The organism is Corynebacterium kalinowskii, assembly GCF_009734385.1.
Classification (GTDB): Bacteria; Actinomycetota; Actinomycetes; order Mycobacteriales; family Mycobacteriaceae; genus Corynebacterium; species Corynebacterium kalinowskii.
In genome coordinates, this window is the sequence record NZ_CP046452.1 from 2,404,332 (window position 1) to 2,423,573 (window position 19,242).

23 protein-coding genes and 1 pseudogene are annotated in these 19,242 nt (G+C 59.0%); 8 read left to right on the top strand and 16 right to left on the bottom strand.

The annotated features are described in order from the left end of the window. Positions 1–49 precede the first annotated feature (49 nt). On the bottom strand, positions 50–640 hold the full coding sequence (locus CKALI_RS11615; protein ID WP_156193500.1) for a TetR/AcrR family transcriptional regulator: 591 nt from the start codon (positions 638–640) through the stop codon (positions 50–52). 78 nt (positions 641–718) lie between these two features. Here CKALI_RS11615 and CKALI_RS11620 point away from each other — a divergent pair, with 78 nt between their 5' ends. Next, the gene (locus CKALI_RS11620) at positions 719–1,876 is read left to right on the top strand and encodes an alpha-amylase family glycosyl hydrolase (protein WP_156193501.1); all 1,158 of its coding nucleotides are present in this window, start codon (positions 719–721) and stop codon (positions 1,874–1,876) included. A 410-nt stretch (positions 1,877–2,286) separates the two neighbouring features. Here the strand turns inward: CKALI_RS11620 and rplI are convergent, their stop codons facing one another. The 7 genes from rplI to CKALI_RS12235 all read right to left on the bottom strand — a co-directional run bounded on the left by rplI (position 2,287) and on the right by CKALI_RS12235 (position 8,308). Next, positions 2,287–2,739: a 50S ribosomal protein L9 gene (gene rplI / locus CKALI_RS11625; RefSeq protein ID WP_156193502.1), complete on the bottom strand. Its 453-nt coding sequence runs from the start codon at positions 2,737–2,739 to the stop codon at positions 2,287–2,289. 66 nt (positions 2,740–2,805) lie between these two features. Next, positions 2,806–3,426: a single-stranded DNA-binding protein gene (locus CKALI_RS11630; RefSeq protein WP_156193503.1), complete on the bottom strand. Its 621-nt coding sequence runs from the start codon at positions 3,424–3,426 to the stop codon at positions 2,806–2,808. A 66-nt stretch (positions 3,427–3,492) separates the two neighbouring features. Beyond that, entirely contained in the window at positions 3,493–3,780 is a 288-nt protein-coding gene (gene rpsF / locus CKALI_RS11635) for a 30S ribosomal protein S6 (protein ID WP_156193504.1), read from the bottom strand. Positions 3,781–3,888: 108 nt separating this feature from the next. Continuing rightward, positions 3,889–4,083: a hypothetical protein gene (locus CKALI_RS11640; protein ID WP_156193505.1), complete on the bottom strand. Its 195-nt coding sequence runs from the start codon at positions 4,081–4,083 to the stop codon at positions 3,889–3,891. Continuing rightward, positions 4,076–5,617: a glycosyltransferase family 87 protein gene (locus CKALI_RS11645; RefSeq protein ID WP_231580470.1), complete on the bottom strand. Its 1,542-nt coding sequence runs from the start codon at positions 5,615–5,617 to the stop codon at positions 4,076–4,078. The genes CKALI_RS11640 and CKALI_RS11645 overlap by 8 nt, the downstream gene beginning before the upstream one ends. A 150-nt stretch (positions 5,618–5,767) precedes the next feature. Then, complete coding sequence (locus tag CKALI_RS11650) at positions 5,768–7,924, bottom strand: transglycosylase domain-containing protein (protein ID WP_231580471.1); 2,157 nt, start codon at positions 7,922–7,924, stop codon at positions 5,768–5,770. 18 nt (positions 7,925–7,942) lie between these two features. After that, complete coding sequence (locus tag CKALI_RS12235) at positions 7,943–8,308, bottom strand: DUF5318 family protein (RefSeq protein WP_197079706.1); 366 nt, start codon at positions 8,306–8,308, stop codon at positions 7,943–7,945. Positions 8,309–8,463: 155 nt separating this feature from the next. Here CKALI_RS12235 and CKALI_RS11655 point away from each other — a divergent pair, with 155 nt between their 5' ends. The 5 genes from CKALI_RS11655 to CKALI_RS11675 all read left to right on the top strand — a co-directional run bounded on the left by CKALI_RS11655 (position 8,464) and on the right by CKALI_RS11675 (position 12,311). Next, complete coding sequence (locus tag CKALI_RS11655) at positions 8,464–9,549, top strand: inositol-3-phosphate synthase (protein WP_156193508.1); 1,086 nt, start codon at positions 8,464–8,466, stop codon at positions 9,547–9,549. A 69-nt stretch (positions 9,550–9,618) separates the two neighbouring features. Next, positions 9,619–10,086, top strand: coding sequence for a MarR family winged helix-turn-helix transcriptional regulator (locus tag CKALI_RS11660; protein WP_197079707.1), 468 nt, complete (start codon positions 9,619–9,621; stop codon positions 10,084–10,086). 131 nt (positions 10,087–10,217) lie between these two features. Further along, positions 10,218–11,177 carry a universal stress protein gene (locus tag CKALI_RS11665; RefSeq protein ID WP_156193509.1) on the top strand — a complete coding sequence of 320 codons (960 nt, stop codon included), beginning with the start codon at positions 10,218–10,220 and terminating at the stop codon, positions 11,175–11,177. Continuing rightward, positions 11,174–11,815, top strand: a complete 642-nt coding sequence (locus CKALI_RS11670) for an SDR family oxidoreductase (RefSeq protein ID WP_156193510.1) — start codon at positions 11,174–11,176, stop codon at positions 11,813–11,815. The genes CKALI_RS11665 and CKALI_RS11670 overlap by 4 nt, the downstream gene beginning before the upstream one ends. A gap of 34 nt (positions 11,816–11,849) precedes the next feature. Further along, positions 11,850–12,311, top strand: coding sequence for a hypothetical protein (locus CKALI_RS11675; RefSeq protein WP_156193511.1), 462 nt, complete (start codon positions 11,850–11,852; stop codon positions 12,309–12,311). A 40-nt stretch (positions 12,312–12,351) separates the two neighbouring features. Here CKALI_RS11675 and trhO read toward each other — a convergent pair whose 3' ends face one another. The 3 genes from trhO to CKALI_RS11690 are packed head-to-tail and all read right to left on the bottom strand — an operon-like array spanning position 12,352 to position 14,872. After that, positions 12,352–13,275, bottom strand: a complete 924-nt coding sequence (gene trhO / locus CKALI_RS11680; protein WP_156193512.1) for an oxygen-dependent tRNA uridine(34) hydroxylase TrhO — start codon at positions 13,273–13,275, stop codon at positions 12,352–12,354. A gap of 6 nt (positions 13,276–13,281) precedes the next feature. Next, positions 13,282–13,815 (bottom strand): VanZ family protein, encoded by a 534-nt coding sequence (locus CKALI_RS11685; RefSeq protein WP_231580472.1) that lies wholly within the window; start codon positions 13,813–13,815, stop codon positions 13,282–13,284. Continuing rightward, a complete protein-coding gene (locus tag CKALI_RS11690) occupies positions 13,796–14,872 on the bottom strand; it encodes a DUF4272 domain-containing protein (protein WP_156193514.1) in 1,077 nt (358 codons plus the stop codon). Before CKALI_RS11690 ends, CKALI_RS11685 begins: the two co-directional genes overlap by 20 nt. A 27-nt stretch (positions 14,873–14,899) precedes the next feature. Between CKALI_RS11690 and CKALI_RS11695 the strand changes: the two genes are divergently transcribed. Both CKALI_RS11695 and CKALI_RS11700 read left to right on the top strand, forming a co-directional pair. Then, positions 14,900–15,403: a 2'-5' RNA ligase family protein gene (locus CKALI_RS11695; RefSeq protein WP_156193515.1), complete on the top strand. Its 504-nt coding sequence runs from the start codon at positions 14,900–14,902 to the stop codon at positions 15,401–15,403. Further along, positions 15,396–16,196 carry an Fpg/Nei family DNA glycosylase gene (locus tag CKALI_RS11700; protein WP_156193516.1) on the top strand — a complete coding sequence of 267 codons (801 nt, stop codon included), beginning with the start codon at positions 15,396–15,398 and terminating at the stop codon, positions 16,194–16,196. Before CKALI_RS11695 ends, CKALI_RS11700 begins: the two co-directional genes overlap by 8 nt. Before the next feature lies 1 nt (position 16,197). Here the strand turns inward: CKALI_RS11700 and CKALI_RS11705 are convergent, their stop codons facing one another. The 5 genes and pseudogenes from CKALI_RS11705 to CKALI_RS11720 all read right to left on the bottom strand — a co-directional run bounded on the left by CKALI_RS11705 (position 16,198) and on the right by CKALI_RS11720 (position 19,236). Beyond that, a complete protein-coding gene (locus tag CKALI_RS11705) occupies positions 16,198–17,142 on the bottom strand; it encodes a YbjN domain-containing protein (protein ID WP_156193517.1) in 945 nt (314 codons plus the stop codon). Positions 17,143–17,225: 83 nt separating this feature from the next. After that, a complete protein-coding gene (locus CKALI_RS11710) occupies positions 17,226–18,671 on the bottom strand; it encodes a mechanosensitive ion channel family protein (RefSeq protein WP_156193518.1) in 1,446 nt (481 codons plus the stop codon). Between the two features lie 82 nt (positions 18,672–18,753). Beyond that, complete coding sequence (locus tag CKALI_RS12320) at positions 18,754–18,879, bottom strand: hypothetical protein (protein ID WP_269076355.1); 126 nt, start codon at positions 18,877–18,879, stop codon at positions 18,754–18,756. 51 nt (positions 18,880–18,930) lie between these two features. Next, positions 18,931–19,062, bottom strand: a pseudogene (locus tag CKALI_RS12390) (arylamine N-acetyltransferase); the annotation flags it as partial. Between the two features lie 33 nt (positions 19,063–19,095). Further along, positions 19,096–19,236, bottom strand: coding sequence for a hypothetical protein (locus CKALI_RS11720; RefSeq protein ID WP_156193519.1), 141 nt, complete (start codon positions 19,234–19,236; stop codon positions 19,096–19,098). Positions 19,237–19,242 lie beyond the last annotated feature (6 nt).

The following is a 19,242-nucleotide window of genomic DNA, read 5'->3' on the forward strand; positions in this document are numbered from 1 at the left end:
CCCTGGTACTCGTCTTGGCTCGTGGATCTCTGGCTCATCTTATCCCTAGTTAGCGTCGGTCCCAATCGCCCAGCGCGCCTTCCAATCCGCCCAGCACGGCCTCAATGACGGGGTACTTTTCATCCGGCTGACAGCCACGCTGCACCCATGCGCGGGTTGCCGATTGCAGCAGTCCCTGGAAGGACTGGATGGCAAAGAAATCGCGTGAACTCTCGTTGGGTTGAACGATAGTGCGAAGTTTGACGGCGAAGGTGCGTTCATCTAGGCGGCGCACTTCATTCGAGCGGGCATCGTCGTGCCCGTAAAGCAGATGGCCGACCTCGTACGGACGCTTGAGGTCAGCGATGAAATCGAGGTAGGACTCGATGAGCGCACCGACGCGATCGCGTTTGATCGTTTTTCCTTCGAGGTAGTCGTTTTGGCGCTGCCGAAGGATACGGAAGTTTTCCTCCAGCACCGCGGCGAAGAGTCCGGTCTTAGACTCGAAGTACTTGTGGACAAGCGCCACAGACACTCCCGCATCTTTGGCCACCTGGGCAACCGAAACATTGGCATAGGAATCGCTGGCGAATGCTTGCTTGGCGGTGGCCAGGATTTGGGCTGTGCGTTCGGCGGGGTTCATGCGAGTGCGCTGAGACATATTGACAGCATAGCTGCAGTTAGTGCAAGATACTCACTAAGAGTTAGTGAGCAACATATACTAAGCAAGGATTCCTACATGACACACTGGTCAGAGCATACAATTTGGTGGCACGTCTACCCCCTCGGATTCTGCGGTGCACCCGTGCGCCCAACCGAAGAGGAGCGTGCGCTCACGCCACGACTGCGTCACATTACTGCCAACCTGGACTATCTCATAGAGCTCGGTTGCAACGGCTTAGCCTTGGGGCCAATTTTCACTTCAGCCACACACGGCTACGACACCCTTGATTATTTCGACATCGACCCCCGGCTGGGCTGCATGGATGATTTCCGCGAGCTGGTCCGCGAGTGCCAGACCCGTGGTATCCGCATCATGCTTGACGGGGTTTTCAATCACGTCGGCCGAAATAGCAAGTACGAGCACCTTGTTGCGCAGAACTCCGTGTTCGAGGGACACGGCGACCTGCTTACGCTGGATCACGCTAACCCAGCCACCGCGGATCTTGTCACCGACGTGATGAACTTCTGGCTGAGCGAAGGCACTGATGCTTGGCGCCTCGATGCCGCCTACTCCGTACCCATTCCCTTCTGGGAACAGGTCGCACCTCGCGTATACGCAGCTCATCCCGATGCGTGGATCATGGGTGAGGTTATCCACGGCGACTACGCCGGTTACGCCCAGCCGATCAACTCGGTCACCCAGTACGAACTGTGGAAGTCGATCTGGTCCAGCCTGAACGACGAGAACTTCTTCGAACTCGACTGGAACCTCAAGCGCCACAACGAGCTCCTGGCCGACTTCCTCCCCTACACGTTCGTCGGCAACCACGATGTCACCCGCATCGCAACGAAGGTCGGTCTGCCGAAGGCCGCGCTAGCGCTAACTATCTTGCTCACCACAGCCGGGGTGCCAGCCATTTACTACGGCGACGAGCTCGGCTACGAGGGTCTCAAGGAAGACAAGCTCGGCGGGGACGACGCCGTGCGCCCGTTCTTTAAGCCGGGGAGTTCGCCGATGCTCGAGCTGCACCAGCGCCTCATCGCTTTTCGACGCCGTCACCCTTGGCTCACTCACGCTACGACCGAAACCATCGAGATCACAAACACGCATTTGCACTACCGCAGCAAGGGGCCGGAATCACAGTCCATTGACGTGGTGCTCGACCTTGGTGATCGCCCACAGGCACGGATTTCCTCCGAGAATGAGGATGAGATTTTCGTCTCCCTCACATAGTTATCCACAGGCAGTTGTGGACAACTATGTGAATGGAATGTGGACTATCCACATTCCTGCAGGTAGGCGCGAGTCATCCTCTCCCCCTACAACTACGGCAGCGTTTCCGCAGCTCAGAACGCATATTCTCTCGATTGCTTTCGAACACGCCGGGGTGACCTGGGAGTTTGACAACGGATGAATTCTTATGAAACGAAGGTTTCCTCCACCAGTTTTATCCCCAGTCTCGGTGCAGTTATCCACAACCCTCAACTTGAGCTTGAACGGTGTCCGATTCATGTTTGCTGTGCTCTGGGAGAACTGCTCTAAAAACACTGAAGCGGGCCCATTCCGCAAAGGAATGAAACCCGCTTGAGTGCGCTGTTGTCGTTGGGCTATGAAATTAGCCGCCGTTGCATTAGTTGCCTAGATTAGGCAGCAACGACCTTAAAGTTGATCTTGCCGGTGATGTCGTCGTGAAGCTGCACGGTGACCTGGTAAGAACCGAGAGCCTTGATGTGGCCCTTTGGCAGGTCGATGTTGTGCTTTACGAGAGACGGGCCGCCTGCAGCCTTGACTGCATCGACGATGTCCTGGGTGGACACAGAACCGAAGAGCTTGCCAGTGTCCGCAGTGCGGACCTTGACCTCGACACCCTCAAGGTTGTCGAGCTGGGTGCGGACCTCGCGAGCGTGGTCGATGTCGCGAATTGCGCGTTCCTGCTGAGCGCGCTTAATGCCCTCAACCTGCTTCTCAGCACCGCGGGTGGCAACAATTGCCAGGCCGCGTGGAAGCAGGTAGTTACGTCCGTAGCCGTCCTTGACCTCTACGATGTCGCCTGCGACACCGAGCTTGTCAACGTCGGCGGTGAGGATCAGCTTCATGATCCCTGCCTTTCAAAGTTTCTTTGTGTGAAATTCAGTAGTTATCTGGGGTGAACCATTCCGTGTTTAAAACGGTGGTTCGTCGTCTGCTCCACCGAATCCACCTGCAGGCGGCGCGCTGTTCCATGGGTCGTTGTCCGGCACTGGCTGGGCGCTTTGGTTTCCACTGAAACCGCCCTGCTGTCCACCGAAGCCACCCTGGCTGCGCTGCTGTGGCTGTCCGCCCTGAGGGGCCTGACCGCCGAAGCTGCCACCCTGACCTTGAGCTGCCTGAGGCTGCCCGCTAAACCCGGCACCGCCGCCGTAGTTACCAGAACCACCAGAAGTGGTGCGGTTAACCTGTGCGGTGGCGTACTTGAGGGATGGGCCGACTTCGTCGACTTCCAGTTCAAACACGGTACGCTTTTCGCCCTCGCGGGTTTCATAAGAACGCTGCTTGAGTCGACCCTGGACGATGACTCGCATGCCCTTGGTCAGAGTTTCAGCGACGTTCTCAGCTGCCTGGCGCCACACGTTGCATGCAAGGAACAGGGCCTCACCATCAACCCACTGGTTCGAGTTTCGATCGAACGTGCGTGGGGTACTTGCGATACGGAAGTTCGCAACCGCTGCGCCCGAAGGGGTGAAGCGGAGTTCTGGGTCGGCAACGAGGTTGCCCACCACGGTGATGACGGTATCTCCGGCCATGGCCTTGCCTTTCTGCGTGTGACTTGTTTAGGTCTGTGGATTCTTAGTGTATGCGTATTACGCCAATTAGGCGTCTACGCGCAGAACCTTGGTACGCAGAATGTCGTCGCTGAGGTTCAGCAGACGATCAAGTTCGAGTACGGTTGCGGACTCGCACTTGAGATCGATGACGGCGTAGATGCCCTCATCCTTCTTGTTGATTGGGTAAGCAAGACGGCGCTTACCCCAGATGTTTACCTTTTCCACGGTGCCGTTTTCCTTGCGGACGACTTCGAGGAACTTATCCAGGGACGGGGCTACGGTGCGCTCATCCTGAGATGGATCAAGAATGATCATGAGTTCGTATTGACGCACGGACCTCATCACCTCCTATGGTCTAGTAATTTGAATCGGCCACACCCATTGGTAGGCATGGCAGGAGGGTCGTTGCGTCAGCAACCTATCCAAGATAGCGCACGCAGGCTACCTAATCCAAGTCGTTCCCCAGCCGATGGCCTGCGACACCGGCAGGATCGTCAGGAATAGGAACGCGAACGCGACCAGCGTCCACACCAGCTTCAGCGACTTTTTGTACATGAAGCAAGCAAACGCGCTCATCATAAACAAGAATCCAATGAAGATTTCGCCAACCATGACGAACATTTCAGCGTTAGACATGTGCTTCCTCCGCACGCTTATCGACGCCATCAGTTTCGCTCACCTGTGGCGTCGCCAAGCGCGTGCTTGATTGAAATGGGCCAGCCAGCAGATCTCGGCCGGCATGGGCTGCAGCTACCTTATCCGACCGGTACCCGAGGATCGTGAGGATGATGAGGACGCAGATGGCGACAACGAAGCCATCGCGCACCAACACCACCAAGTTGAGGAGCTCGCCCGGCGCGCCGAGCTTCTCCTCGCCCATCATGTGCCAGGTAAGGATCGGCCAGACCAGAACCTCCGAGACCATCCAGCTGAGCAGGAGACGCCACTGTGGCAGAGCCAGCACAGCCAGCGGAACCAGCCACAATGAGTACTGCGGACTCCACACTTTATTGAATAGCAGGAAGGACGCGACGATCAGGAATGCCAACTGCGCGACTCGTGGTGCCTGCGGCGCTCGAAGGCCAATCCACAAGATGCCGAGACAGGACAGGCCGAAAAGCGCCAGGCTGATGGCATTGAGTTGCTCTGGGGTCCAATTGGTCAATCCCATGCGTTGGGTGACCGCGTAGAGGGTGGTCCACTCGGCGCCACGCTCCTGGTTGAGGCGGAAGAATTCGCGCCAGGCATCCGGGTACTTGAGCGCAATCGGTAGGTTCACAGCGGCCCAGGTGAGTGCGGCAACGCCCGCCACCTTGAGCCACGGCGCGATTGTGCGGCCGCGAATAGCCAGCACCAGATAGGCGCCCAGCAGATAGAGTGGCCAGAGCTTGAACGCTATGCCCAGGCCGATCCAAACCCCGGCGCGCACCAATTGGGTGCGGCGCACCGAATGCATCGCAGCGATCGTGCACAGGGCAGGGACGATGTCCCAGTTTGAAAAGGCGTGCACTGCCACGATCGGGCTCGCCGCGACGAGTACGGTGTCCCACACGCGGTTGCCGGCCAAGTCGGCCACCAACCGAACCATGTAAGTCCAGCAGGCTGCTAATGCCAACGCAGTGACCATAAAGTAGACGGTCACCTGGGGAATCGTGTGTCCCGGGAACAGATCCACCACCTTGTACAACGCGTTAGCAATCAACGCGCAGATCCACTGGAAGATTCCGCTGAGTACCGGGTACTCCATGTAGCGGGTGATTCCGCCTTCCTGCCAGGAGTGGGCATAAGGGAAGGTGCCATTTTGGTAGTCATAGACCCCGTACAGCGGAACGATGTCGTTGTAGCAGGCGGAGGTGAACTGGCGGTTGCCTGACCAATCCAGTCCCACGCCCGAATCGCCACGCTTACCCATGAGGCAGTTGGTCTTGCTGAGGAAGCCAAATGCCAGGAATACCAAGGAAGTCAGGGTGAACACCCGGACTGGAGTCCACCAGCGTTGGGTACCCACCGCTGAGTGACGTCCGAGGGGACCACCGAGAAATTCGATGAAGCCTTGAGCTATCGGCTCAGTCAGCGCCGGACTAACTCGGCCCGACACGGATGCCTCGGCCTGAGGTGACACCGGGCGCGTGGTGATCTGGTGCTTCACCTTTCGGGTGGTCTCGTCCACTGACCTAGGCTCCTTCAGTGATCTTTGGGGGAGATTATTCATGCTTTCTAGTACTTTATCCCCTCAGGTGCGGGTCGGCGCAGAAACTGGTCGGTGCAGAGAAAACAGAAAACCACCCCTGCAATTTCTGCAGGGGTGGTTCTGGGCGTCTTAAGGATTCAACAGGCCGTTGAGCAAATCGTTGATATTAGGTGGCGGCGGCAGCTGCGGCGCAGGTGCCGGCGCTGGTGCTTGTGGTGCCGGTGCAGCTGGGGCCTCCTCGACAGGGGCTACTTGCTCAGCTGGCTTCGAAGGCTCAGCCGGTGCGCGAGACGCAGCAGGTGCCCGTGGCGCCACCGGTACCGGAGCTTGGTTGGTGTAGTACTTCTTCGGATCAGAGACGATTGCCTCAGCTTCTGGGAAGTACTCGAAGTCCTGGTTCTGGAGGGACTTGTCCATGACGGACTTCCAGATCTGCGTCGGCAAGCCAGCACCGTACATGTTGCCGCCCCAGGTGTTGAGCAGCGGGGTGTTGTCCACGGTGCCTACCCACACGGCGGTGGACAGCTGTGGGGTTGCGCCGATCATCCAGGCATCCTTGTTGTAGCCGGTATCGCCGAGCTGCGCGGTACCCGTCTTAGCCGCGGAAGGTCGGCCGCCAGCGAGGGCGCCATTAGACCAAGCAGCGATCGGGCCCATGGCCTTGATGGTGTTGTCGGCTGCCACCTTGGAAACGCGGCGCTCGCCTTGGTCGCCCTCGTACTGGTACAGCACTTCGCCGTCAGCGGTTTCGACCTTTTCCACGAAGTGTGGCTTATGCCAGATGCCTTCATTGGCCAGGGTGCCCAGCGCGACGGCCATATCGAAGGGGCGAGACTGGTACTGACCGAGGATGATGCCCTCGTACGGAGTCTGACCGTTCTCGGTAAGGGTCTTTTCGATGCCCGGGATGGAGCGCGCGACGCCGAGGGCGTGAGCCATGTCTGCGGTGTCTTGTGGCCCGTTTTCCAAATCCTTCTGCAGACGGATGAAGGAGGTATTGAAAGATTCCTTCAGCGCCTGGCTAATCGAGCAAGAACCACAGGACTTGTCGAAAGCGTTGCCCACCTCAATGTTGCCGGTCTTCACCGGTGCGGAGCTGTAGTAGGCGTTCGGGGAGATGCCCTGCTGCATTGCTGCGGCGAAGCCGAAGATTTTGAAGGTCGAACCGGTTTGGACGCCCGCGTTGGCGTAGTCCCAACCGGAAGCCTCTTCGCCGCCGTAATAACCGCGCACAGCACCGGTGTTGTGATCGATGGTCACCGACGCGGTACGGATAGCTTCATCCTCGCCTTGCATGAGGTTGTGGACCGAATCAACGATGTTCTGCTGGACAACCGGGTCGATGGTCGTCGTCACGCGCAGACCTCGCGTTTCGACGTCCTCCTCAGTGATACCGAGCTCAGCAAGCTCCCACATCACCTGGTTCTTGATCAAACCGTTGGTGCCGGTGGCTTCGGTGTATGCACGGTTGAAAGCAGGATCCGAGGTTTCCGGGTAGACCAAGGTGTCGCGCTCAGCCTGAGAAAGGGTGCCGGTGGTAACCATGCCGTCAAGCACATAGTTCCAGCGTTCTTCGGCAGCCTCGCGGTTGTTCCACGGATCCAACTGGCTTGGTCGCTGAATGGACGCAGCGAGCACAGCAGCCTCGGCAGGGCCGAGCTCCGAGATATCCTTGCCAAAGTATCCCTTGGCCGCGGCGGCAACGCCATAGGAATTACGACCAAAGTAAATGGTGTTCAGATAGGCCTCGAGGATGTCCTCCTTGGACCATTCCTTTGTCATCTTGGCTGAGTAGATCAGCTCGTGAATCTTGCGCTTGATGGAGTGTTCGTTACCCACCACGGTGTTCTTCACGTATTGCTGGGTGATGGTGGAGCCACCTCCGGCGCTGTCATCGCCACGGAGCTGTCCCAGTGCCGCACGCGCGAAGCCGGTGATGGAGTAGCCGCGGTTGGTGTAGAACTCGCGGTCTTCCGCGGCCAGTACGGCGTTGATGACCGGATCAGGAATCTTGTCGAGCTCGACATGGCTACGGTTGCCTTCTGGCGGGACCACACGCGCCAACTCGGTGCTACTGTCCGAAGCCATGATGAGCGAGATCTGCTTGTTCACGATCTCGTTCGGCTCCGGGACATCAGCAGCCACGTACATGCTTCCGAGCAGAAAAGCGGGGACGACGATCGCAATCGCCAGCACACCCATGAGCCAAGCCCACAGACTCTTCTGGCCCTTCTTTCGACGCCTTCCAGCCCGGTTAGCGCTGCTTGGCGTAGTTTTGCTGGTCACAGTTAGTTCGTCCATTCCTTATTTTTCACTTGCCACAGTTGCCGTTTGTAGCAAGTGGTTCCATCGACAGTCCGGGCATACTTCAACAGTGTGCACCGAGAACGGCTTGTTGGTCTGCGCAATCCGCTCAATCTCATGGGAATCACGGGCAGTTCCTGACATCTTCCCTAAGTGTTCGCCATATATCCAAAATACCTGGCGCAGGCGATCACTTTCGCAAATCGGACAGGGGTATTGCGCCGCTTCACCATGAAACTGACCCGCCGTTACCAGGAGAAAGTCTGCATCACAGATTTCCTCCTTTCGTTTTAGTCCGGCTCGCCACAATCGGAGCACACTGGCGCGCGCGAACCGATGACTCACGAGTGAACTAAAAACGACCACCGAACAAGTATATTGCCTGACCCGCTGTAACACCTAGAGCGCGAACTGAATCGATTAACAAGGTCACTGAATCGATCAAGCGTTCTCGTCAGCTAAAAAGCCCACTAGGTTGGTAGGGGTTAGTTTGAGATTCTTCGTTAGGAAGTGACTAAAAGTTGAGCGAATCTAAGGTTCGGGTCGCCATCGTCGGTTGTGGCAACTGCGCAACCTCCCTTGTGGAAGGCGTCCAGTTCTACCGCGACATCCCCGCAACTGAAACCGTGCCGGGTCTGATGCACGTACAGTTCGGCGACTACCACATCTCCGATGTTGAGTTCGTCGCGGCGTTTGACGTCGATGCCGACAAGGTGGGCAAGGATCTGTCTGTCGCCCTGCGCTCCAGCCAGAACTGCACGATCCAGATCGCCGAGATCCCTCACTTGGGCATCGAGGTACAGCGTGGCCCAACCCTCGACGGTCTGGGCAAGTACTACCGGGAAACCATCACTGAATCGACCGCTGAGGCAGTAGATGTCGTGGCCGCTCTCAAGGCCGCCAAGGTCGATGTAGTTGTCTCCTACCTACCGGTCGGCTCCGAGCAGGCGGACAAGTTCTACGCCCAGGCTGCCATCGACGCTGGCTGCGCCTTCGTCAACGCCCTGCCGGTGTTCATCGCCTCCGACCCTGAGTGGGCTCAGAAGTTCGTGGACGCTGGTCTTCCAATCGTCGGCGACGACATCAAGAGCCAGGTCGGCGCCACCATCACCCACCGCGTGATGGCTCGTCTGTTTGAGGAGCGTGGCGTGCGCCTGGAGCGCACCATGCAGCTCAATGTCGGCGGCAACATGGACTTCAAGAACATGCTGGAGCGCGACCGTCTGGAATCCAAGAAGATCTCCAAGACACAGGCCGTCACCTCCAACTTGTCCGGCCCACTGGCCGGCAAGATCGATGACCGCAACGTCCACATCGGCCCATCCGACTATGTCGAATGGCTGGATGACCGCAAGTGGGCTTATGTGCGTCTCGAGGGCAAGGCATTCGGTGAGGTGCCGCTGAACCTGGAGTACAAGCTTGAGGTCTGGGACTCCCCTAACTCTGCGGGCATCATTATCGACGCCGTCCGCGCCGCAAAGATCGCCCTGGACCGCGGGATTGCGGGCCCGATTCACCCGGCATCGTCCTACCTGATGAAGTCCCCTCCTCGTCAGCTGCCTGACGACGAGGCTCGTGCCCTGCTCGAGGAATTCATCAAGGGCTAACCCTCCTTTTGTGGGGCTAACTATTTTCTATATGGAAATAGTTAGCCCCATTGTGGTTGTATAAGTGCCATGAGCGAGACAGAGTCACTGGGAGAAAAGACACCCGAAGCCGTTTCCGAGAGCATTCGGCCAGCAATGACGAAGCTGTACGTCACCTATTTCCGCAAGGCCGCGCAGTCAGCGCTGACCGGCCCCCAGTTGACGATCCTCACCCACCTTGCAGACGGCATCCCAGAGCGCATCAGCGACGTTGCCCGCAAGGAAGGCATCCGCATGCCGACGGCATCGAACTCACTCCACCAGCTGGAGCAGCGCAACCTCGTCGAGCGCGTGCGTGACGAATCTGATCGTCGCGGCGTCTTTGTAAAGATCACTGAGGAAGGCCTGCGGGAGTTGACTCGAGTGGGCGACGAGCGCACTCAGTATTTCGCAGAGATGCTACGCACCCTCGATCAAGATGAACTGAATCTTGTTGCTGATCTAGTACCTGTGATCAATAAGATGGCAGACCTGTATTCAGTCCAAGCTCCCGAGTAGTTTACCTAGGTTAAGGCCAGACCTGTTAGAATTGAGCTGTTTTAAGCTCGCGTTAACTGACGCGCGCTAGGTTCACCACGGGAGTCGGTGGGCGAAGTCCTCTATCTCGCTAAAGAGTGAGTTCACATTTAATGGCCAAAAGACCATCTAAGAAGCCCCTTGAGGGCCCTGAAATTCGAATCCTCGTAGCGTGGAAACCCCACCACGGTAGCCGTTCTGAAAGCTCGGCGGCCTTGGAATACGCTGCGTGGATCGCACGGACGACGCCGATCCGAATTCAAATGGTCACCACGTTTGTGCGGCCGTGGCCGTCGACAAGCATTGCCAAACTCGGCGGCAAATACAAGAAATGGCATGCCAAAGAGACGCAGGCGTGCGCAGCCGAAGCGAAGAAGAGCCTGAGCGCGGCCGGGATCCCCGAGCACTATTGGGACGATGAGATCGCCCTGTTCCTTGACGGCACCTCGGAAGCCGCGCTTCTGGCGAAGGCCGCGCGAGATTTCGACGCGTCACTCATTTTGATGAGCTCGGTGGACGTGACTGTGAAGGGTCGCTTCCTCGCGGGCTCCACCATGGAGTCGCTGCTGTCCGCCACCCCAACGCCGATTGGCCTCATGCCGGAGAGCACCAAGCTGTCCAAGCGTGGCGTCACCCGCCTGACCTACGGCTTTATCGACGGCGAGCAAGACTCCGCCGCGCTGCTCGAAACAGCCACCCGCGCCACCACCTGGGACGTTCCGCTGCGCATCGTGGCGTTCGCCCCGGACATCCTCGACGATTCCATTCTCTTGGATCCCCTCACCGTTCAAACTGAGATCTCCGTCCAGTGGCGTGAGCACCTGTTTGCCCTGCTCGACCGGGCGAAAGAAGAAGTCGCGACCGCGTTCCCGAATCTGCAGATCGAAACGGAAATCGGCAGTGGCGGCAATTGGGCCGGCGCGGTGGACGCGGTCAAGTGGAAGAAGGGCGACCTGCTCAGCCTCTCCGCGTCCCCAATGAATCCGTTGGAGCGGGTATTTGTTGGTTCCGCGACCAGCCACATCCTGCAGTTCGCGCCGGTTCCCACGATTGTTCGGCCGGTCGCTCGATGAGGACCGCCGTCGTTACCGGCGCCAGCGGCGGCGTCGGGCTCGAAATCACGCGCCTGCTGCTTGCCGACGGCTGGGACGTCCACGCCCACTACCGCACCGCGCCAGGCTCCCTGAACGCGCACTGGTGGCAGGCTGATTTCCCCGCTATTGACGGAGCACCTGAACTGCCTGCGTTGGACGCTTTGATCCACTGCGCCGGGGTGTGCTCGCTGGGCACTGTGTCCGAGGCACCGCTGTCAGATTGGCAGGAAGCGATGGCGGTGAACTTGTATGCCCCGATTGAGCTGACGAAGTTTTACTTGCCTGCCCTCCGAAGCGCTAGGGGCCATGTTGCGTATGTCAATTCTGGTGCTGGGCTGCGCGCTAACCCGAACTGGGGATCCTACGCAGCGTCCAAGTTCGCAGCTCGCGCCTGGTGCGACGCACTGCGGGCTGAGGAGCCAAGCATCCGCGTCACAGGGATTCATCCGGGTCGCATTGATACGCCGATGCAACGCGCCATTGTTGCCACTGAAGGCGGAGAGTACGACCCGGCACGGTACCTTTCAGCATCCACGGTGGCCAGCGCGGTCATCAATGCGCTGAACACCCCCGAAGACGGTCATCCACATGAGGTCGTTTTAAGGCCACGGGGCTAGAGTAGGTACCTAGCACAGTCGGGAGGAGAAACACATGAGCGAAGCAGGCGGTTACCGTATCGACCCCGAACTCGACCGGGTACCCGAAAATGGCAAGAAGCTGAAGGTCTCCGAACTCGACTTGATGGCTAACCCGGAGCTGCGTCGCAAGCGCGCAAAGCTCTCCATCAAGCAAGCCATTTGGTACACCATCGGCTCCTGCGTGGGCTCGATCGTGATCGCACTGGTGATCATCTTCATTTCGAAATCCCAAGGCGGGCCGATGTGCGTCGAGGGATCTCGCACGCTCATTTGCTCCCGCACCTTCGAGATCCTCTTCCCCGTGGTGACAGGCGGTTTTTCCTTCGCCTCCGTCATCGGCGCGATGATCATCCTCTACCGCAAGTGGAAGCGCTACGAGCTATGGCAGCCCTGGTTCGGTGTCATCTGGTTCCTCATCCCGTGGGCGATGACCATCATGACCGGCTTCGGCACGATGGCACTCGTGGGACAGTAGACAGGCCTGCGGGATTTGGTTATTCAGAGTGTAAAAATTCCTACTTTTCGACAGTCTGCATAACCACATTCGCGCACTCTTCCTTGCCACACGTACGCTTCATCGGATCCTCCGCGCACGCGGAACACATCAAGGTCAGGGTGCGACAATCCAGGTTGCCGCAGTTTTCGAACTTGTTCGTGGCGGTGCCACAGTGCACGCAGTGGCCGAGCTGTACGAAGCCCGGGTCTTCGATGCCCATGCCGAACTCGGTATGCATGCGCTTGTCGAAGACGTAGAGGGAGCCTTCCCACAGACCATCGTTACCGAACTTCTCGCCGTAGCGGACAATGCCGCCGTCGATTTGATAGACCTCTTGGAAGCCGCGGTTCTTCATCAACGCCGACAGAATTTCGCAGCGGATACCACCGGTGCAGTAGGAAATGACGGGCTTGTCCTTCATCCAGTCATACTTGCCGGACTCGAGTTCCGCGATGAAGTCGTGCGTCGTGGTCACATCGGGCACGACAGCATTCTTGAACTTGCCGATCTGCGCCTCCATGGCATTGCGGCCGTCGAAGAAGACAACGTCGTCGCCACGCTCTTCTACCAGCTTGTTCACCTGAGCGGGCTTCAAGTGCACGCCGCCGCCGATGACGCCATTCTCGTCAACCTTGAGCTCGCCCGGCACACCGAAGGCCACGATCTCGTCGCGTACCTTCACGGATAGGCGCGGGAAATCTTCGGCGCCACCTTCAGACCATTTGAATTCCATCCGGCCGAAGTACTCTTTGCACTTTTTTACATACTCCTTGCACGCATCCATATCGCCACCCACGGTGCCGTTGATGCCGTGCTCGGAGATGAGGATGCGACCCTTCAATGAGAGGCGCTCGCACAGCTCACGCTGCCACAGCATCACGGCCTTGGGATCCGAGATGGGCAGGAACTTGTAGTACAGGAGAATTTTGCTGATGCGTTGCATGTCTACTCATTCTAGTGCCCCGATAGGGGCATTACCTAAAGCATCAACCATCGCTTCTTCCGACCCCAAACGTGGCCCCAGCAGGTACAACACGTAGATGAAGGTGGCAAAGAGGAGACAGCTCCATCGCCAGAAACGGTCCCACGGCACAGCCCGTGCAAGCATGGCTCCGATGAAGGCTCCAAGCGTATTCAGGATCAAGTCATCGGTATCGGAAATGCCCAGGGCGAACACGTACTGGAGCATTTCGATGGTGAACGATATCGCCAGGCCGAGGAGTACCGTGCGACGGACGTCGCGAAGCAGGTGGTAGGCCAAAATGCCCAGCGGAACGAAGAGCACCATGTTGCCCACCGCATTGAACAGTGGCCCGAACCAGCTGGTGGCCGCGACGAAGTCATTGAACGGCACAAGTTGGAGCTCGCGGATGTGGTGGGCATCCTTGCGCCACAGGTGCCCGATGACGAAATAGCCCTTCAGGAGTGTGAGCAGGACAATGACAGGCAGGTAGTAGACGAAGCTACGTGTGGAGTTGAACACGATCCCATTCTGCAGCAGGGTTCGTCAGCCATGCCAGTGCCTTGTGCCACTCAAGCAGGGTGGAGCCAGTGGAACCATCGATGAAGTGATGATCTTCGGGGCGGAGCGTCTCATCGACGGCGACCCAGCGCAGGGAGCGAACGTACTCGTAAAAATCGCAGATTTCATCCAGATCAGCAAGGGTGGTGCACTGGGCAAGGAATTCTTCGGAGCCGAGTTCTGCGATCCACGGAATAAACTCATGCGGGTGGAGGATCGCCAGTTCATCGAGACACGGTTTCCCACGGCCCCGCATCTGTGCGGGAACTTCTAGCTTTCCCAGCACGTGAGCCAGTGGTACGAACGCGGCATAGGACCAACTTAACTGGGGAGCCTCATTGATCACTTTCGGGGAGCGATCCCCTTGCCGCACGAGCTGTGCGAAGGCAGCCTCCTCGGGCGAAAAGGCGGCCACTCCGTGCGGGAACCGTTCCTCGACCTGTGGGAGGATGCTGATTCCTCGGGTGTGCCACCAGGACGCCAGCTCGGAAATCGCCACGAGTGCGCAAACGCGGCTCGCGACTTCCTGAGGCGAACGGAGCAGTAGTTCGAGTTCGCTGCGCACGGGTGGCAAATTATCGAGCACGTTGATGCCCTGCACGCCCAGTTCAGCGCGGATACGGCTGGCCCGCATGCGAGCGACCGGGTGATAAGGCACGGCGTATTGGTTGACCGGCTCGAGAAGATCGTCGCCTTCCGCATTCCGCAGCTCTTTGAAATCGACCACAAAAATAGCGTTGGCTTCGCGCGCCCAGACCTCCAACCCGGAAAGATCCGGCGCATTGAACTGGTAAACGACCTCAGTGTCGCGAGTGTGCTGGACCACTGCCCACAGCCCGGCGTTCATGCTGCCCCCGGCGCGGCGCAGACCTTCCCCGTACACCAACTCACGAGTCTTACTGATAGGCCTCATAAATGCTTCGAGGGTGGCAGGGTCCGCAATTTGCCAGAAACCAGTCGCAGTGACCCATGTCGCTGGGACGACATCTCGTACAGTCGCCAGCGCGAAAATTTTCATGTCGGTGATACTACTAAGCTATTCATCGTGCCGTCCCCCGAAAACCTTTTATTGTATTTGTCGCCAGAGCAAGAAAGTTCGATCCATCAGCTTTTCGACCATCTTGCCGGACTCGGGTTCCCACGACAACACCAGACCCCGCACATCACACTTACGTTCTCACCGAGCATGAATTCACAGGTCGTCGAGCGTGCTGCTGAGCTGCTCCCACCCCTGATTCCGGCCGAATTCACCCGCGTGGGCACGGTCATTTTCGGCACAAAGTCCAAGCGAACGATCGCCTGGCTCCTCGAAGCCTCTGATGAGATGGAAGCAGCGGCCCGCGAGCTCAGCGCCCTGAACCCGGACGGCCGGGGCGACCGCTGGACCCCGCACCTGACCATCGGGCTGCGCCTGCCCCGCGACGTGGTCCCCGACTATCTCGCGGCCCTCGATGAGCTCGAGCAGCCCCGCTCGTTTACGGCCGTCACCGCCGCCTACTGGCGCCCCGAACCCCAGATTCTGCAGGTCATTGGGGGAAAGGATGCCTGAAGGCCACGTCATTCACCGCCTCGCCCGCGACCTGAACCATGAGTTTTCCGGTCACTGCGTCCGGGTCAGCTCGCCGCAGGGCAGGTTCGCCGAATCCGCCGCGCTTCTCGACGGCCACATGTTCACCCACGCTGAGGCCTACGGCAAACAACTGTTCTTGCACTTCGATTCACCACACATCGTGTTCATTCACCTGGGGTTGATCGGGAAGTTTCGGCTCGCACCACTCGCAGAGCCCAAGGGAATCGTGCGATTGCGCATCACCGATGGCTTGGTTGCGGCCGATCTACATGGCCCTCAGTGGTGCCGGTTGATTACCGAGCATGAAATGCTGGCTGCCGTGGACAAGCTGGGGGCTGACCCCTTAAGAAATGATGCGGATCCCGAGTGGTTGTGGTCCAAAGTTTCGCGTTCGCAGCGCACGGTGGCTTCCCTACTGATGGACCAAAAACTTTTCGCGGGGGTAGGTAATATCTACCGTGCGGAACCCCTGTTCCGGTTAGGAATCAGTCCTTTCACCTCAGGTCGCGAACTCTCTCGAGAGCAGTTTGACGAGCTATGGGCCGACCTAGCGGACCTCATGCATCAAGGCGTGACCGATGGTCGAATCGATACCGTTCGTCCCGAACACACCCCGGAGGCCATGGGGCGCGACCCTCGCAAGGATGACCACGGCGGCGAGGTCTACGTCTACCGCCGCGCCGGACTGCCCTGCTATGTCTGTGGCACCGAGATCAAGCACCAGGTGATGGAAGGCCGGAATCTGTTCTGGTGCCCGGGTTGTCAGCGGTAGTTTACGTTTCTGAGGTGGATGAGTTTTCCATGGCCCGCACTCGCTCGAGACAGAGCCCCCACAGATGCTCCTGACCCCACACGGCGTCGCGAAGCGCCTCTCCGAGCTGCGCTGTTGTCAGGCCTCCGGAGATAGCCGTATTCGATTCGAACGCGATGCGGTACCATTTGCCCACTCGCTCAACGAACGCGGCAGCTTGCCCATACTCGCAGTTTAGATCGTTGGCGATCTCAACCAATTGACCAAAGAACTCGTTTCCCCAGCCCTCTTCCATCGCGCTGCGCACCTGCAACCACGCCCCCTCCCGCTCGACGGTGCAGTTAAAGCTACAGTCACCGGCATCGAAACCGACCACGTCTCCCCACACTCCAAGGTCCTCGACGGCCAGCACCTGCAGCACCTCCATGATGCGATCCAAGGTGACGGGAAGCTGTAGGTCCAACTCCGGAACGCCAATGCTACGGAGGTAGCTCGACTCGGTATGTGTGAGTTCGGGAAACTCGGTGGCAGCAGTTCGGGCGGATTCGCTGATGCTGCGCAGCAGCCGGTCCAGGTTTTCGCGCAGCTGCTCGTCGGAAAGCCCGCCCTTGAGGGACAAGTAGCCACGGATCACGATGAAGAGGCCGCCTTCATCGTTGGGCACATAGGTGACGACGGGCTGGAAAACACCTTTGTTATAGTCGCTAAGCCAGCGCTGCAGGCCAGGGAGGGATTCGGTGCTCATATCGGCCCACAGGCGAGCCGAAACCCTCAGGGTCGGGTCGAAAGGGCCGTCCCAAATCAGGCGGGAAAAGTACCCCGGCCAGCTGGCGATGAATTCGTTGTCATCATCCTCGTCTACTCGGTACTTGACCCCAAGGTCCGTGAGCGCCGCCATCACCCGTACGCACGTAACCGGACGCACCTCATCGGGGCCAATACTGTGCGCGAACTCCATGCCGTCCATGCCGCTGTCCTTCCTGCTCGATTGCTGGAACACCTGCAGCGTAACGCCCCGCTTGGACACGATCGGCGGCCCTTCGAACAGGCTTACGGGGTTGGTGTTACCACTTCGGTCGCCAGCGGCTCTGAAGTGACCTGTTCGGGCGTTTCAGTCTCCTCCACAGTTGAAGTGATTGGTGCAGGTGGCGCTGTGTATGTCGGCTGCGTCGTAAGTGGGGCGACGGGCTGCGTGGTCACGACCTCTGGCTGCACCGGAGTCACTATTTCCGGCTGAGTTGGAGGCGCGGGAGCCGGGGCCGGGGCTTGCGTCTCGACGGGCTTCGGCGCCAGCCACCCAGACTTGTCGGAATTCGTACCGCCTGAGAGGGTCATCGATCCCAGCATGCCGACGGCCACTAGCGCTAGCAACAACAACGTGGTCGACGGTCGCACCCGGCCACCCAGAGAGAGCAGTCCGGCAACGCGACGTGGCTTTTCTTCCACCTCGTCTTCACGCTCCTCAATCTCGCGCAAGACCTGGTCACGAGGTACTTCAGTGTTCTCGGCAGCATTGGCCAGCGCCTCCGACGATTGAGGTTGGGCCGGTGGCTGCGGAATCTGTGACAGCGCCGCGGGTGGGATAGCGCGGAACTCCTGGGTGTCGAGCAGGTGCTTGAGTGAGGCGTTTACGTTGTCGTCGAGAAGCGCGGTTTCCGAGGCGCGCTTGCCGTAATCCTCCCACCACTCGTCGAGGATCGCGGCGCGAAGGGCGCGTTCGATGAGCCACTGCTTGCCCGGCGCGACATCCACCATGATGCGGATCGTGGTGGTCCACGGCAGGCCCATCGCGCTCGGCGGGGTGACGGCAGTGGCGGGCTGGAAGGTGATCTCGCCACGAAGGTGTTCGCCGAGGTCAGGATCGAGAACGGCATCCTCGGCGGCCGCGAGCGTGCGCGCATTGATCTCTGCCATCGAGCTTCCCGCGGTGATTGGCACCGGAATGTTCACCACCGCGCGGGCCCAGCGCGCCGAGGAGTTCACGCACATGCGGGCCTCGCCATTCGGGACCGTAATTTCATCGCCGTTGATCGTGCGGATTGTGGTGGCGCGCAGCGTCATGTCCACCACATCGCCCTCGACGGTCGCGCCGGAACCGTAGAACTTCACCCAGTCGCCGACGCCGTATTGCTTCTCCGTGATGATGAAGAAGCCACCGAGCAGGTCACCAATGATCTTCTGCGAACCAAAACCGACGGCAGCGGAAACCACAGTCGCCGGGATCGCGGCCGCCGCCAAGTTGATACCCAGGTTCTTCATCGCCGCAATGACCAATGCCGTGTACGCCAACGCCTCCGCGATGTACACCACCGCGCCCACAATCGCCTTACGGCCCTTCGCCGCCTCAGTCCCATCCTGCACCGTCTGGCCAGCACTAGCGATAATCCGCCGACCGACCCGCGGGATCAGGAAACCGATCAGGACCAGCAGCGTCAGGAAAATGCCGTGCGCGACGATCCAGTTCTTAGTTAGTTCAAGGAGGTATTCGATGGGCATGGAACCAGGTTAGGCGCTTTTGGTAGCGGGCGGTGTCGGCGTTTACCTTCGTTGCCTCCGGCGCATGTCCGCGCCTTACTAGCTACCTGAAGTCCCGCTCCGCCCACTCTGGGACACGATTCATCCAGACCAGGGACTGCGCGTAGAGCACCATCATGAGCCGCATCGTGAGGTTGCCGATCCCGCTGAGCCGACGCACCTCGGTCAACGGCTCGAATCTCCGCCCACCTGCACATTTGTCTTTCGTTTCACCGTTGACATTGACCCGAACCCAGACATGCCCCATGACGTGCTCGTCGAACTGAACCCTTGTCGCAAATACCCGAGTGGCATCGAATCCTAGTTGCCTCAACAATTCATACAGCGCGCCGTTGTATTGCAGGCAGTAGCCTCGCCTCCGAGCAAAAGCTTTGTCGACCGATTCTCAAGCATGCAGGATCGAGTAAAGCTCGAATTGGCCACGGATCAGTTGGCAGGCAACCTCGACGAGCTCCCAGCCCTGGCTCCCCGTAGACCTGGCATACTGCGCCGCCTGCGCGATCGTTGCGAAGTGCTGAGGTGCCACGTCTCC